This window comes from Agromyces sp. NPDC058136 (genome assembly GCF_042884375.1).
In the GTDB taxonomy this organism is placed as follows: Bacteria; Actinomycetota; Actinomycetes; order Actinomycetales; family Microbacteriaceae; genus Agromyces.
Genome location: NZ_JBHVUA010000002.1, coordinates 400,691 through 415,177 on the forward strand (window position 1 = coordinate 400,691; position 14,487 = coordinate 415,177).

Consider the following 14,487-nt stretch of genomic DNA (forward strand, 5'->3'; position numbering starts at 1 on the left):
GGCGACTCACCCCTCCAGATCGAGGCGCTCACCGCCGAACCGCTCGCGCAGCAGCCGGTCGTGCGAGACGAGCACGACCGCGCCCGTGAAGGTGTCGAGCGCCCCCTCGAGATCCTCGACGAGCTCGGGCGAGAGGTGGTTCGTCGGCTCGTCGAGCAGCAGCAGCTCGTGCGGTTCGCTCACGAGCAGCGCGAGCTCGAGGCGGCGTCGCTGCCCGTACGACAGTGCGCCCACCGGCACCGCGAGGTCGCGCGGATGGAACAGCCCCAACGGCATCAACCGCGCCTCGGCCGTCACGAGATCCTCGCGCAGCCCCGCCGCGAACACTTCGAGCAGGGTGCGCCGGCTCGGCACGATCGCGCTGTGCTGACGCAGATGCCCGACCCGCGGGGTCGCCGTCACCGTGCCCGCCTCCGCCCGCACCTCGCCCGCGATCACTCGCAGCAGGGTGGTCTTGCCGACGCCGTTGCGTCCGGTCACGAGCAGGCGCCCGCCGGCCCCCAGCTGCACTTCGCCGACGGATGTCCCCGCCACGCGCACCCCGTCGAGCACGAGCAGCGGCGCAGCCGACGCGGCCGGGGCCGCGCCCGTGGCATCCGCCCCCTCGACCGGGACGGGCGCGCCGCCGAACCCGGACGCGCGGAACGTCAGCCGCTTCGGCGGCGGTGCGACCGGCTCGGCGAGCAGCCGCGACATCCGTGCTTTGGCGTTGCGGATGCGACCCATCGCACCGTGATCGCGACTGCGGGGCGTGAACGCGCCAACGCCCATGCCCGCCTTGTCGAGTTTGCGCGGAATCGCCGCCAGCCGACCCGCGTTCGCCGCGACGAGCCCGCGGTTGCGGGCGAGCTCGGCCTTCCAGGTCTCGTAGGCGAGCCGGTGCCGTTCGCGCTCGTTCCGCTTCGCCACGAGGTAGCCCGGGTAGCCGTCGCCGTAGCGGGCGACCGCGGCCCGATCGACCTCCCAGATCGTGTCGGTGAGCGCCTGCAGGAACGCGCGATCGTGCGTCACCGCGACGACCGTGCCGTCGTGCGCGCGCAGCCGGCCGACGAGCCACTGCCACCCCGCGTCGTCGAGATCGTTGCTCGGCTCGTCGAGCAGCAGCAGTTCGGGGTTCGACGCGAGCGCCGCCGCCAGCGCGACCCGCGAACGTTCACCGCCCGACAGCGTCGACCACGGGCGGTCGCGCGCGACGCGGCCCACGCCGAGCGCCTCGAGCGAGGCGTCGAGACGGGCGGGCGCACCGTAGCCGTCGCGTGCCTCGAACCGTTCGATGAGCGCCGCGTATTCGGCCAGGGCGTCGTCGAGCGCCGAGCCGTCGAGCCCCGCGAGGCCGCGCTCCGCGGCGTGCATGACGTGTTCGAGCGCCCGCAGCCCCGCCGAACCCGCGTCGATCGCGTCGGCCACCGTCGCGTCGCCCGGCAGTTCGAGTACCTGCTCGAGCGCGCCGACACCGCCCGCGAACCGGGCGACGAGCTCGCCCGTATCGGGGCTCAACGCGCCGGCGATGAGGCGCAGCAGCGTCGACTTGCCCGCGCCGTTGTCGCCGATGACCCCGATGCGTTCGCCGGGTCGGGCCGACAGCTCGACGCGGTCGAGCACGACGCGGTCGCCGAAGCGCTTCGTCACGGCGTGCAGTGAGAGTTGGCTGGTCGGATACATGGAGAAGCTCCCTTCCCGGCCCGTCCGCGGAGGATGCGAGCGCCGGTCGAGGACTCGTCGGCGAACCCCTGCGAGGGGTGCGCGAGCGTCGACGGCAGCGGGCCGAATGATCAGTGGTCGGTTGCGCGTCGATCAGCGGCGCTCAGCGCCGGCTGCGATCGATGTGGAAGCCGCGGAGCGAATGCTCGACACGGCTCACCACTCAGGAGTAAATCAGCGTACCCATCGCGATGACGGTAGCAGTTCGGGGCGGAAGCGGGAAGGGCCCGGCCGGCCCGGACGTCGAGTCGCCGCGCCGGTCGGGGCCCCATCCGGCTGCCTAGGCGGCCGCGGGAATCTCCTCGAGCGAGTGATAGACCGGGATGCCGCGGTCCCGAGCGATCGCGACATCCTGGTCCGCACCGCGCGACACTCCGGGCAGGCGGAGGACCGCATCGCAGTGCTGGAGGAGCCGCTCGGCCGTGGGGTACATGACCTCCGCCGCCAGGGGGTGCGACGGGCCGTCGGCGCCGGCGCTCGAGAGCACCGGGAGCGCGACCCACTCGCCGATCATCGGCACGTGGCCGGCCTGGAAGATGGGCCAGGCCGCCTCCTCGAGCCGCTTCAGGTTCTGCGCCATCAGTTCGGGGTCGCCGCCGGTGCCCGAGGCGTAGGGGCCGGCGATCAGGATCAACATTGACTTGCTCATATCTGGCACAATAGTGCAGAAACGTGAAAGAACCGGAAGGATTTCGCATGCTCGCCGCTGCGCGCAAAGACCTGCTCCTCGAGCGCCTCCGTCGCGACGGGCGCCTCGTCGCGAAGGAGATCGCGATCGAACTGGGGCTGTCGGAGGACAGCATCCGCCGCGACCTGCGCGAACTCGACGCCGCGGGCCTGGCCGTCCGCGTGTACGGCGGCGCGCTGCCGGCCTCGCCGGCCGTCGCCGACTACGCGAGCCGTGCCGCGGTGGCGCCCGAGAGCAAGCGGCGGGTCGCCGCCGCCGCCGTCGCCTTCATCGAACCCGGCGCCACCGTGATCCTCGACGGCGGCACCACCGCGCTCTCCATGGTCGATGCGCTGCCGACGAGCCTCGAGTGCACGGTCATCACGCACAGCCCGACCATCGCGGCGAGTCTCCTGCACCACGCCGCCGAGGTGTTCCTGATCGGCGGCCGGCTGTTCAAGCACTCCGCGGTGGCGTGCGGTGCCGCCGCCGTCGAGGCGGCCGGCATGATCGGCGCCGACCTCTTCTTCCTCGGCGTCACCGGGGTTCACCCGACGGCGGGACTGACGACCGGCGACCCCGAGGAGGCTGCGATGAAGCGCACGCTCGCTTCGCGCGCCGCAGAGACCTACGTGCTCGCCAGTGCCGAGAAGATCGGCGCCGCCTCCCGATACACGGTCATGCCGCTCGACGCCGTCGCGGGCGTCATCACCGACGGGGAGCGCGGGAACCAGGCGCTGAGCGAGCTCGCCGCCGCAGGAGTCCCGCTCGTCTCGGCGGCGGCACACGGGTCGTGATGCTCGGGGGCGGCGGCTCGAGGATCAGGCGGGCGGGTCGGATGCCGCGGGCCCGTGTGCGAGCGTCGCGTCGAGCCCCGCGATCAGCGCCTCGAGGCCCTGGTCGAAGGTCTCGAGCTCGCGCATTCCGGTGAGCTCGGGCGGCGCAGCGTCGGCCCCGAGGGTGCGCTCGGCCGCCCGGCTGCGCGCCCACACCACGAGGAACCCCGTGGCGTAGGCGTCGACGATGCCGAGGATCTGGCGGGCCTCGGCGGCACCGAGTCCGCCTCGCTCGAGGCTCGCGACGACGCGCGCGAGGTGCGGGGCGACCGGCGAGGTGTCGTACGGGGCGAGTGCGAGCAGTTCGAAGCTGTGGGGGAGCTGCACCGCGAGGTCCCTGTACGAGCGCAGCGTGCGTCGCGCGGTCTCCTGCCACGATTCGCCCGGGGCATCGCGGAGCTCGAGCCGCTCGATCAGTCGAGCGACGATGGCGTCGACGAGGTCATCGCGGTTGCGCACGTGCGTGTAGAGGCTCATGGGCGCCCGGTCGAGCTCGGCGGCCAGTCGGCGCATGGTCAGCGCGTCGAGCCCGTCGCGTTCGACGAGCGCGATCGCGGCCTCGGTGAGGTCGTCGCGACTCACCGTGCGGCGCGGTGCAGTCTTCCTGCCGGATGCCTCGGGGTTTGCCACTTGACGGGACGCCATGGGTGCAAGAGTATCGTCCGTACAGTGTACGGATCCGTACGACGTACGGATGGTCTCGAGACGCGTGCTTCGCGCGCTCCTCGACCAGCGTGGGCGCGCGTGCTTCGCGCGCTCCTCGACCAGCGGAATGACGAAAGGCACCACCCAGATGGAACTGTTCCGGCTCACCGCCACCGAGGCATCCGAGCTCATGCGACGACGCGAGCTCTCGCCCGTCGAACTGCTCGACGCCGTCGTCGCGCGCACCGCGGCGACCGAGCCCGCGATCAACGCCGTCACCGAGGAGTGGGTCGAGGAGGCGCGCGCTGCCGCCCACGTCTCCGAGCAGCGCTTCGCCGCAGGCGAGGCGGCGCGCCCGCTCGAGGGCATTCCGCTCATGCTGAAGGAGGAGCAGCCCGTCGCGGGCCGCCTCGCCGAAGAGGGATGCCTCCTCGAACGCGGCCACATCGCCGACGAGACCCACCCCATCGTGGAGCGCATCCAGGCGGCCGGCGCCGTCATCCACGCCCGCACCACCACCCCCGAGTACTGCTGCGCCCCCGTCACGCACACGAAGCTCTGGGGCGTCACCCGCAACCCGTGGAACACCGAGTTCAGCCCCGGCGGCTCCTCGGGCGGTTCGGGCGCGGTGCTCGCGGCGGGCTCGACCCTGCTCGCCACGGGTTCCGACATCGGCGGCTCCATCCGAATCCCGGCCTCGTTCTGCGGCGTCGTCGGCTTCAAGCCGCCGTTCGGCCGAGTGCCCGGAATCGCCCCCTTCAACTCCGACACGTACTGCGCCGACGGGCCGATGGGGCGCAGCGTCGCCGACGTCGCCCTGCTGCAGAACGTGATCTCGGGGCCGTGGGTCGGCGACGCGGCATCCCTGCGCGACCTCTCGACCGTCTCGGGCGCCGTCGCCTCGCTCGAGGGCATGCGCATCGCGCTCTGCCTCGACCTCGGCGGCTACGACGTCGACCCCGCCGTCGAGCAGAACACCCGCACGGCCGCGGCCGCCCTCGTCGCCGCCGGTGCGACCGTCGACCTCGTCGAACTGCCGTGGGGCCCCGAGCGCACCCTCGCCACCGCGTGGCCGCACTTCGGCGCCGTGATGGGGCCGTTCATCGAGCAGATCGCCGAGGGCGAGCCCGAGCGCGCCGAGCAGCTCATGCCGTACACGCGCGCGTTCGCCGCGCAGGCCGCCGCCGGCGGCGAGTACGTCGAAGGGCTCGTGGCCGAGACATCCTTCTACCGCCCCTTCGCCGAACTCATGACCGGGTACGACGCGCTCGTCTGCCCGACGATCGCGACCACCGGCTTCGCCGCCGACGAACCCGCGACCGACAGCGCCGCCGTCTTCTCGAAGCTCATGACGCTGCCGTTCAACGTCATCGGCCGCGTGCCCGTGCTCGCCGTGCCCTCGGGGCGCGCGCCCAACGGCGTGCCGACGGGCGTGCAGATCGTCGGCAAGACGTACGACGACACGACGGTGTTCCGCATCGGCGCGGCGCTCGAGCAGGAGCTCGGCCTCTGGACCGACCCGGCCTGGTGGCCCGCGGTCGTGTGATCTCCGCGGGCGGGTGCGCAGCGCGAACCCGCCCGTCCCTCCCCATCCCCCTTCCCTGCCGTCATCACCGTCGCTGACAAGGAGTCCCGATGAGTTCGACCCCGGCCCCGGCCCCCGCCCCCGCACCCGCGCCACAGAGCACCGACCCCGGCGGACTCGCCGGCGGGAGGCTCGGCACCTTCGACATCTTCTTCTTCGTCGTCGCGGCGGCAGCGCCGCTCGCAGTGATGGCCGGGGCGGCGCCGCTGGCCTTCCGGCTCGGCGGCATCGGGGCGCCGGGCGCCTACCTGTTCAGCGGCATCGTCTACATCCTCTGCGCGGCCGGGTTCACGGCGTTCGCCCGCTACGTGCGCAACGCCGGGGCGTTCTACGCCTTCATCGGACGCGGACTCGGTCGCACCGCGGGCGGTGCGGCCGCGGTCGTCGCCCTCCTCTCGTACGCGCTCATCTGCGGCGGGTTCTACGGGTTCCTCGGCTTCTACGCCGCAGAGACCTTCAACCCGATGCTCGGCATCGACGTGCACTGGGCCGTGTACGCGCTCGTCGGTCTCGCGATCGTCGCGCTGCTCGGCTACCGGCAGATCGACATCGGAGCGCGAGTGCTCGCGGTGCTCATGATCCTCGAGGTCGTCATCCTCGTCGTGATCGCGGTCGCCGTGCTCGCGACCGAGGGCACCGCGAACTTCTCGCTCGAGCCCTTCGCTCCGGGCAACGTGTTCAACCTGGCGAGCGGCGGGATGTTCGTGCTCGCGCTCGGTGCGTTCATCGGCTTCGAGGGCACCGCGATCTACGCGGAGGAGGCGAAGCGCCCCGAGCGCACCGTGCCGCGGGCCACGTACCTCGCGGTCGGGTTCCTCGCGGTGTTCTACGGGTTCATCGCGTGGATCGCGGTCGCGGCGCTCGGGGTCGACGGGCTCGTCGAGTACTCGCTCTCCGACGTGTTCCAGGGGTTGTACTTCATGCTCGCCGAGTCGTACCTCGGGGTGTGGGCGAGCACCGTGATGGGTCTGCTCATCGTCACGAGCATCCTCGCGGCGACCATCGCGTTCCACAACGCGACCTCGCGCTACCTGTTCTCGCTCGGCCGCGACGGGTTGCTGCCCGCCCGCCTCGGCCGCACCCACGAGCGTCATCGCTCGCCGGCGACGGCGAGCCTCGTGACGACGATCGTGTCGCTCGTGCTCATCTCGTTCACCGTCGTGCTGAACGGCGACCCCTACCTGCAGCTCCTGCTCTGGACCAACGGCGTCGGCATCATCGGCGTCGTCGCCCTGCAACTGCTCTGCATGATCAGCGTCGTGCGGTTCTTCAGCCGTGATCGGCGCGGGCACGGGGTGTTCCGCGTGGTGATCGCGCCGCTCCTCGGCGCCGCAGGCCTCGTCGCCGGGCTCGTGCTCATGCTCACGAACCTCGAACTGCTCACGGGCCGCACCGACTGGGTCAACTGGGCGCTCATGGCGACGCTCGTCGTCGCGGCGGTCGTCGGCGTCGTGCTCGTGCGCCGGGCGCCTGCGCCGGCCGACGGCAGGGCGTCGGAGTAGCCGGCGGTACCGAAGCACCGGGACCCAGACGGCCGATCCCGCGCGCACCGCGCAGGATCGGCCGTTCGGCGCGATCTACGCCTTGGGGGCAGCGCCCGTGGATGCGCCGCCGAGCGAGGTCGGGGTGTCGAGTGAGGCGACGGACCCTGTCGCGAAGCGGGCGAGGCCGAACGGCTCGAGGTCGATCGGCGGCTCAGCGCCCTCGGCGAGGTCGGCGAGTACGAGGCCCATGAGCGCCGAGAACTTGAAGCCCTCGCCCGAGTCGCCGCAGCCGACGGTCACCCCGGGCAGGGGAGTGTCGATGATGAAGCGGCCGTCGGGGGAGTCCGTCCAGCTGCAGACCTTCGCGTCGACGAGTTCGGCGCCCGTCATGCCGAGCTGAGTGCGCGCGTAGTCGAGCAGCACCGCCGAACGTTCGGCCGACGGGGTGCGGTCGTCGTCGACGCCCCACTCGACGTCGCGCAGCGGCTGGTCGAGCCCGAGCTTGTAGCCGACGCCGGGCGTCGTCATCGCGTAGAGCGTGGGGCGCTCGGGCGTCGCGATGTCGATGAGGTCCGGCAGCTCGTCGAACGGCCGAGCGGGGTCGGCGACGTGCACGACCTGCTCGAGCCGCGGGCGCAGCGGCACGTCGAGACCGAGGTGACCGAGCAGGGCGGATGCTCCGGGGCCGGCCGCGATGACGAGCGCCTCGGCGTCGAGCGTCTCGCCGCCCTCGAGGTGCACCCGGTGCAGGCCGTCGCCCGAGGCATCCGGTTCGATATCGACGACGTGGGCGATGCGCAGCGTGCCGCCCGCCCGCTCGAACCGCCGCAGCTGCGCGCGCAGCGAGACCTCGGCGAGCACCGGGCCCGCCTCCGAGGTGTAGATCGCGCCGCGACCGTCGGGCACGAGCCCCGGGAACCGCGTGCCGACCCGCGCCGCGTCGAGTCGCAGGTGCGGCACGCCCTCCATCGCGAGCGCCCACTCGAGCCCGTCGAGCGCGGCGGCGCTGTCGCGCCACACCAGCCCGCGCTTGAGGAACACGGGTTCGCCGGCGATCGACGAGAGCCGTTGCATCGCGTCGAGGCTCTGCCGGGTCATGCGCATCTTCGCCGGATCGGGGTCGGCGAGCCGCCAGATGCGGGTCGGCCCGTGCGACGACGACAGGGGATTCGCGGGGCCGTACCGGTCGACGAGGGTGACCCGGTGGCCGCGTTCGGCGAGCTCGGCCGCGCCGGGCAGCCCCCACGCGCCCGCGCCGATGACGATGATCTGCATGCGTTCCATCCTCTCGCACGGCAAGGCGACAGGCGGCGGACACCGGCTGTTCACCGGCGCGACGGATGCGCGTCACCGGCTGCCGGTCGAGTGGCATCTGACCCCCGTCTTACCCGCGTCAGGAGCGCCCGCATGCCCGTGCAGCACCCGAATCACCCACTTCTCCCGCGCAGGCGCGGGCCGCCGTGCCCGCGATGCTCACGGCGTTCGCCGTCGTCGCATCGGGGCTCGCGCTCGCCGCGACGCCCGCGCTCGCGACGTCCGCGGCGGCCGCGCCCGCCTCGGGCGTCGTCGTCAACGAGATCGTCTACGACGACGTGGTCGCAGGCCAGGTCGACGCGATCGAGCTCTACAACGCCGGCACCGCGAGCACGGATGTCTCGGGGTGGAAGGTCTTCGACGACAAGCGCGAAGAGGCCGGGGAACTGCCCGCCGGCACGACACTCGCCGCGGGCGCGTTCCTCGTGCTCGAGAAGGACGCCTCGCCGCTCGGGTTCCCGTTCGGCCTCGGCAAGGGCGACGCCGTCACCCTCGTCGACGCCGCGGGCGCCGACGTCGACTCGTACGCCTACGCCGCGACGGCCCCGCTCGCCGACTGGTCGCGCTGCACCGACGGGGGCGCCTGGGCGCACGGCACCGCCATCACGCTCGGCGCCCCGAACGCCTGCGAGACGCCCGCCGTGCCCGGGACCGTCGTGCTGAACGAGGTCGACTCGGGCCCCGCCGACTGGATCGAGCTCGTCAACCCGGGCGACGCGGCCGTCGACCTCACGGGCGTCGAGATCCGCGACAACTCCGACGACCACCGCTGGTTCTTCGCCGACGGCACGAGCCTCGGCGCGGGCGAGCGGCTCGTCGTCGACGCCGAGACCCAGGGTCTCGACGCGAACGGCGCCGCGCAGCAGTTCCAGGCCGCGATCGGCATCGGCGGCTCCGACTCGATCCGCGTGTTCGGCGCCGACGGGGTGCTCGTCGATGAGACGTCGTGGACGGGACATCCGGCCATCGACGGCGACGAAGCGGCCGCGAGCTACGCGCGCTGCCCCGACACGACCGGCGACTTCGCCCTCGCCCGCGTGACGCCGGGCGCCGCGAACGAGTGCGTGCTGCCCGCCGTCGCGATCAACGAGGTCGAGTCGAACGGCGACGCCACCGACTGGGTCGAGGTCGTGAACACCGGCACCGCCCCGATCGACCTCTCGGGCTGGACGCTCATGGACTCCGACCCCACCGGCCACGCGGCCGACGTCACCCCGGTCGCCGCCGGCACGACGCTCGCGCCGGGCGCGTTCTTCGTGTTCGACGGCGGCGCGCACTTCACGTTCGGGCTCGGCGGCGCGGATGTCGCGACGATCCGCAACGCGAGCGGCCTCACCGTCGCCGAGTACGCGTGGAGCGAGCACGCGGCCGTCACCTGGGCGCGCTGCCCCGACGGCACCGGTGACTTCGCCGCCGCCACGACCGCGACGAAGGGCGCCTCGAACTGCGACGGCACCGGCGAACCCGGCGGCCCGGGCGAGGAGCCCGAAGCCGCGGCGTGGCCCGGCTCGGCGGAGGTGCGCGTGCTCGACGAGACCGTGATGTTCCTCGAGGACTCCTCGGGCCTCGACGCGCAGGCGACCGATGCCGGCACCGTGCTCTGGGCCGTCGACAACGGCACCGGCACCTTCTGGAAGCTCGACATCGCCGCCGACGGCGCCGCATCGTTCGCCGACGGCTGGGAGGACGGCAAGCGCGCCCGGTTCCAGCGCGACGCCGGGAACCCCGCCGCCGCAGGCCCAGACGCCGAAGGGATCACGGTCGACGCCCGCGGCGACGTCTACCTCGCCTCCGAGCGCGACAACTCGAAGAAGGGCGTGAACCAGAACGTCGTGCTCGCGGTCGACGTCGACGCACCCGGCCCCGACGTGGTCGCCTCGCAGGAGTGGGACCTCACCGCCACGCTGCCGCAGGTCGCCGCGAACACCGGCATCGAGGCCGTCGAGTGGGTCTCGGACGCCGCGCTCGCGGGTCGCCTCGTCGACCAGAGCACCGGCGCCGGCTACGACCCGGCCGACTACCCGGGCCACGGCGACGGCCTCTTCTTCGTCGCCGTCGAGGACAACGGCTTCGTCTACGCCTACGCGCTCGGCGCCGACGGCGGCATCGCCCAGGTCGCGACGATCGACCCGGGTCTCGGCGGCGTCATGGCCCTCGACTACGACACCGTGCTGGGCGAGCTGTGGGCCGTGTGCGACGACGGCTGCGAGGGGCGGTCGGCCCGGATCGCGTTCACTGGCGGCGAGCCCGGGATCAGCGTGTTCGAGCGGCCGGCGGGCATGCCGAACCTCAACAACGAGGGCTTCGCGACGGCGCCGAGCGCGTCGGCCGCGCCGTCGCTCGTTTCGGCTGCGCGCACGGCGACGGGCGGGGCGGATGCCACGGCGACCGCCTCGGCCGCTGCAGGCGCCGAGCGTGCGGCCTGGTGGTTCGCCGACGGCGTGCAGCCCGCCGCCCTGCGCGCGGGCACGCTGCCCGGTGCGGATGACGGCGGCACGGGCGGCGAGCCCGGCCCCGGCCCCGGCGACGGCAGCGGCGTCGGCGGCGGCACGGGCGGCGGTACGGCGACGCCGACCTCGCCCGCGGGCGCCGCAGGCGACCTCGCCGAGACGGGTGTCGACGCGGGCCTGCTCGCACTGGCGCCGCTCGCCGTGCTCGTCGCGGGCCTCGGTGCGGCGCTCATGATCGCGGCACGCCGCCGCCACCGCGCCACGGCGCCGACTCGCGAATAGCAGGACCACCGCACGAACGAGCGGCCGGGCGACTCAACGCGAGACGCCCGGCCGTCTGCGGCATTAGCGCTCGCTCAGGAACTCCGGCCGTACTTCGGCGACCCCGTGGAGCTCGTCTCGCAACCGGGCCAGGAGCGCGATTCCTCGATCCTCCCATCCCGCGGGAAGCGGATCATCCGGCTGCCGTCGCAGCCACTCCTCGTTCCACACGAACAGCGCGTCGCTGAGACCAGCCGACAGCCCGAGATCGGGTCCGGTGAGGCGGTAGTCCTCGGTGTAGCTCTCCCAGAGCGGCCAGCCGCCGACCCACTCCGGGAACACGCGGATGAGACGGAGACCGTTCGGAAGGAGCGTCGGCGCTCCTCGCAGACTCTTCGCCCTGAGGTAGCGATCCTGCATTTGACGCCGTCGCCGCCACTCCCGGGCAGAGCTCGGCGGATCGTTGTAGTCCATACCGGAAAGCCAGATCAACCCGCGCATGCCCCGCGAGTCGTTTTCGACGAGCGCGAGCGCCCAGAGGTGCTCATCGCCGTTCGAGAGTGCGAGCCCGGTTTCCAGTGCCTCTTCGATCGTCGCATCGACCAGATCGACGGTGAGGACCGCGTTGTCAGCGCCCGTGAAGACGTACACCCGGTAGCGGGCATCATCCCGTTCCCAGGCCGAGTCCCGTTCGTCTGCAGGGATGGCGTGCATAGCCTCAACCTACGCGGCGATGCGACGACCTCGCACGCCCGCACGCCCGCGTGTGCTGCGGTCGGCGCAGTGATCACCCGGCACCCCGGCAACTCGGTCTGAGAGGATCATCGGATGGGATTCCTCGTCCGACAGGTCGTCGCAGACGGAGGCCGAGCAGCCCGCTCGATGAGCGCAGCCGACGGCCGGACGACCCTCGCGGGTCGCCCGGCCGTCGGTGCATCGGGGCGGGTCAGTTCGCGCCGAGCCCGAGACCGCGGGTCACCGCGATCGGCACCGCGTGCTCGCTGCCGTCGGGGCGCACCGCGACGATCTCGTAGGCACCTCGCTTCGTCGATCGCGGCACGGTGACGTCGAGCTCGAACTCGCCGAGGATCGACGCGGTGACCGTGGCCGTCTCGAGGGCGCGGCGGTCGCCGCTGCGCCGCAGCTCGAGGCGCACCTCCTCGTCGGTGCCGAAGCCGGTTCCGCTCGCCTCGACGGTGCGGCCCGCGGTGACGCTCGCGGCGCCGAGCGCGAACGCCGGGTCGACGGCGCGGGTCTCGGCCGAGATCTGCGGGGCGTCGATCGCCCAGTACCCGTTGTCGCCCGCGGTGAGCCGCCAGCCGATGCGCACCTGACGCGAGTCGGCGGTGGCGTGCGTGCTGAGCGAGACGGGCTGGTTGATCTCGAACGAGGCGCCCTGCGCGGCGTCCCGGCTCCAGAGCACCTGGGCGGTGCCGTCGTCGAACTCGGCGACGACCTCGGCGTGCTGCGGCACGGTCGCGCTCAGCTGGCGGTAGTGCGAGACGAAGGTGAGGTCGACGGTGCCGCCGGGCTTCACCTCCTGCCACGGGGAGTACAGCGTCGAGTCGAACCGTGCACCCGAAGCGGCCGGGTCGCCGAGGTCGTTCCACTCGTCGGCGTCGGCGACCGCGATGACGTCGCGGGCGCGCACGAACGAACCGCGACCCTGCCCCTCTTCGCTCGTCGTCCAGAACTCGCCCGACATGAACGACCAGCCGCGGTATTCGCTCGAACCCGCGGCGGGGGTGCGCTCGTCGATCTGCCATCCCTCGGGCGCCTGCTTCGTCCAGCCGGCGGTGTCGGCCGGCTTCGCCGGTTCGTCGACGACGGGGCCGAACGCGGCGGCGACGGTGTCGAACGGGTCGGTCGAGGGCGTGCCGATCGGCACCCCTTCGAGCCCCCACGCGGGGTCGATGTCGACGCCGAGGTGGCGGAGGATGGTCGGTGCGAGGTCGACCTGCCGCCATTCGCGCGTGGCCGCGCCGGTCGCGGGCACGTCGCCGCCCGAGGCGAGCGTCCACACCTTGCGGGTCTTGTGCTGGTCGCCGCCGTGGCCGTAGCCCGTGAAGCCGTGGTCGGTCGAGGCGACGACGAGCCAGTCCTCGGATGCCGCGTCCTCGCGCGCCTCGATCGCGTCGACGAGCTGCCCGACCTGGCGGTCGAGCAACTCGATCGTGGTCTTGTACTGCGGCGACTCGGCCGTGTAGGCGTGCCCCGTGGCATCCCCGTTGTGCAGGTACACGACCATCGCGTCGGGGTTGCGGGTCGAGAGCACCTCGACGGCGTCGTCGACGCTCTGCACGTCGGTGGCCGCGGCCGAGGCGCCGCGCTGCTGCAGCTTCACGTCGGGGCGGAGGATGAGGTGGTCGTTGAGCGGCTGCCAGTCGGCGGTCGAGAACGTCGAGAACGCGGGGTTCACCTGTTCGAGGCGCGTGAGCACGTCGGGGTAGGCCTCGATGTTCGGGTTCGTGAAGTTGTTGTCGGGCGAGCGGTGCTTGTCGACCCAGACCCCCGAGAGCAGGTTCGCGTGGCCGTGACCCGAGACGGTCGGGCCGAGCGCGTTGTCCTGCAGGTACGAGACGCCGAACTGCCCGGCGGCGGCGAGGGCGTCCAGGTTCGGGGTGTCGTAGGCGCGCAGTTCGTCGAGTCGCACGCCGTCGAAGTCGATGAAGAGCACCTTGCGGTCGCTGATGCCGTCGGGCACGTCGGAGGGCTCGGGCGGTGCGGGCGGCAGCGGGCTCTCGGCGCCGACGGCGGGGGCGTCGGTGACGGTGATGTCGTCGATCGCCCAGTACCAGTCGTTGGTGGCCTGCTCGACGACCCAGTCGAGTCGCATCGTCGTCGCGCCCGCTGGAACGTCGATCGGCTGGGTCAGCAGCCGGTCGTGCAGGTACGTCTGGTCGCCGAGCACCGCGGTGCTGTACTCGAAGAGGCGCGTCGGCGCGCCGCCGTCGAAGGAGACCTCGAGGGCGGCGAGCTGCGGCCCGGTCTGTCGGTAGTTCGAGTCGAAGTTGACGTGCACCGTCGTGCCGCCCGCGACCGCGATGCCGGGGGAGGAGAGGGTGCTCGAGAACAGCTGCTCGCCCGGCGAGTTGCCGTCGTCCCATTCGTCGTTCTCGGCGACGGCGATGACGCCCGAGCCGCGGGTGAACAGCTCCCGGCCCTGGCCCGTCTGCGCGGCGGCCCAGAACTTCGGCGTCGCGAAGCTCCAACCGCGCCATTCGGTCTTGCCCTTGCCCGACATCGAGGCGTCGCTCGTGACGGTCCATCCGGCGGGTGCGTCGGGGGTCCAGCCGAGCAGCTCCGTGGAGATATGCGTCTCGTCGACCCGCGGCCGCAGCGCCGGGGTCAGCGAGTCGAAGGTCTCGGTGAAGAATGCCGAGCCGGATGCCGCGGCGCCGACGCCGGCCGAGGCGGAATCCGCTTGCGGGGTCTCGGCCGCGGCGGGCGCGACGGGCAGCAGCAGTGCTGCCGCCACGCCGAGCGCGGTCGTCAGGCAGATGGTCTGGGATGTTCGCATTGGTCGTCCTTCCGATGGGATGCG

Annotated in this window: 10 protein-coding genes; 4 read left to right on the forward strand and 6 right to left on the reverse strand. The window is 72.6% G+C overall.

The window, feature by feature from the left end:
* Positions 1–6: 6 nt before the first annotated feature.
* On the reverse strand, positions 7–1,662 hold the full coding sequence (locus tag ACFVTX_RS08200) for an ABC-F family ATP-binding cassette domain-containing protein (RefSeq protein ID WP_386899104.1): 1,656 nt from the start codon (positions 1,660–1,662) through the stop codon (positions 7–9).
* A gap of 319 nt (positions 1,663–1,981) precedes the next feature.
* Positions 1,982–2,338: a DUF4406 domain-containing protein gene (locus ACFVTX_RS08205; RefSeq protein ID WP_386899105.1), complete on the reverse strand. Its 357-nt coding sequence runs from the start codon at positions 2,336–2,338 to the stop codon at positions 1,982–1,984.
* A gap of 59 nt (positions 2,339–2,397) precedes the next feature.
* Here ACFVTX_RS08205 and ACFVTX_RS08210 point away from each other — a divergent pair, with 59 nt between their 5' ends.
* Positions 2,398–3,165, forward strand: coding sequence for a DeoR/GlpR family DNA-binding transcription regulator (locus ACFVTX_RS08210; protein WP_386899106.1), 768 nt, complete (start codon positions 2,398–2,400; stop codon positions 3,163–3,165).
* A 24-nt stretch (positions 3,166–3,189) separates the two neighbouring features.
* Here ACFVTX_RS08210 and ACFVTX_RS08215 read toward each other — a convergent pair whose 3' ends face one another.
* Complete coding sequence (locus ACFVTX_RS08215; protein WP_386899107.1) at positions 3,190–3,849, reverse strand: TetR/AcrR family transcriptional regulator; 660 nt, start codon at positions 3,847–3,849, stop codon at positions 3,190–3,192.
* Positions 3,850–3,976: 127 nt separating this feature from the next.
* Here ACFVTX_RS08215 and ACFVTX_RS08220 point away from each other — a divergent pair, with 127 nt between their 5' ends.
* Both ACFVTX_RS08220 and ACFVTX_RS08225 read left to right on the forward strand, forming a co-directional pair.
* On the forward strand, positions 3,977–5,395 hold the full coding sequence (locus tag ACFVTX_RS08220; RefSeq protein WP_386899108.1) for an amidase: 1,419 nt from the start codon (positions 3,977–3,979) through the stop codon (positions 5,393–5,395).
* 89 nt (positions 5,396–5,484) lie between these two features.
* The gene (locus ACFVTX_RS08225; protein ID WP_386899109.1) at positions 5,485–6,936 is read left to right on the forward strand and encodes an APC family permease; all 1,452 of its coding nucleotides are present in this window, start codon (positions 5,485–5,487) and stop codon (positions 6,934–6,936) included.
* A gap of 75 nt (positions 6,937–7,011) precedes the next feature.
* Here the strand turns inward: ACFVTX_RS08225 and ACFVTX_RS08230 are convergent, their stop codons facing one another.
* Positions 7,012–8,193 (reverse strand): FAD-dependent oxidoreductase, encoded by a 1,182-nt coding sequence (locus ACFVTX_RS08230; RefSeq protein WP_386899110.1) that lies wholly within the window; start codon positions 8,191–8,193, stop codon positions 7,012–7,014.
* Between the two features lie 194 nt (positions 8,194–8,387).
* Here ACFVTX_RS08230 and ACFVTX_RS08235 point away from each other — a divergent pair, with 194 nt between their 5' ends.
* A complete protein-coding gene (locus ACFVTX_RS08235) occupies positions 8,388–10,964 on the forward strand; it encodes a lamin tail domain-containing protein (protein WP_386899409.1) in 2,577 nt (858 codons plus the stop codon).
* A 63-nt stretch (positions 10,965–11,027) separates the two neighbouring features.
* Here ACFVTX_RS08235 and ACFVTX_RS08240 read toward each other — a convergent pair whose 3' ends face one another.
* Both ACFVTX_RS08240 and ACFVTX_RS08245 read right to left on the reverse strand, forming a co-directional pair.
* Positions 11,028–11,657: a hypothetical protein gene (locus tag ACFVTX_RS08240; RefSeq protein WP_386899111.1), complete on the reverse strand. Its 630-nt coding sequence runs from the start codon at positions 11,655–11,657 to the stop codon at positions 11,028–11,030.
* A 232-nt stretch (positions 11,658–11,889) separates the two neighbouring features.
* Positions 11,890–14,463, reverse strand: a complete 2,574-nt coding sequence (locus ACFVTX_RS08245; RefSeq protein WP_386899112.1) for an alkaline phosphatase family protein — start codon at positions 14,461–14,463, stop codon at positions 11,890–11,892.
* Between the last annotated feature and the right edge of the window lie 24 nt (positions 14,464–14,487).

Bases quoted from the DNA above. Each gene is read 5' to 3' on its own strand.
- ACFVTX_RS08245 (WP_386899112.1), bottom strand. From the start codon at position 14,463: ATGCGAACATCCCAGACCATCTGCCTGACGACCGCGCTCGGCGTGGCG.
- ACFVTX_RS08230 (WP_386899110.1), bottom strand. From the start codon at position 8,193: ATGCAGATCATCGTCATCGGCGCGGGCGCGTGGGGGCTGCCCGGCGCG.
- ACFVTX_RS08205 (WP_386899105.1), bottom strand. From the start codon at position 2,338: ATGTTGATCCTGATCGCCGGCCCCTACGCCTCGGGCACCGGCGGCGAC.
- ACFVTX_RS08240 (WP_386899111.1), bottom strand. From the start codon at position 11,657: ATGCACGCCATCCCTGCAGACGAACGGGACTCGGCCTGGGAACGGGAT.
- ACFVTX_RS08220 (WP_386899108.1), top strand. From the start codon at position 3,977: ATGACGAAAGGCACCACCCAGATGGAACTGTTCCGGCTCACCGCCACC.
- ACFVTX_RS08235 (WP_386899409.1), top strand. From the start codon at position 8,388: ATGCTCACGGCGTTCGCCGTCGTCGCATCGGGGCTCGCGCTCGCCGCG.
- ACFVTX_RS08200 (WP_386899104.1), bottom strand. From the start codon at position 1,662: ATGTATCCGACCAGCCAACTCTCACTGCACGCCGTGACGAAGCGCTTC.
- ACFVTX_RS08215 (WP_386899107.1), bottom strand. From the start codon at position 3,849: ATGGCGTCCCGTCAAGTGGCAAACCCCGAGGCATCCGGCAGGAAGACT.
- ACFVTX_RS08225 (WP_386899109.1), top strand. From the start codon at position 5,485: ATGAGTTCGACCCCGGCCCCGGCCCCCGCCCCCGCACCCGCGCCACAG.
- ACFVTX_RS08210 (WP_386899106.1), top strand. From the start codon at position 2,398: ATGCTCGCCGCTGCGCGCAAAGACCTGCTCCTCGAGCGCCTCCGTCGC.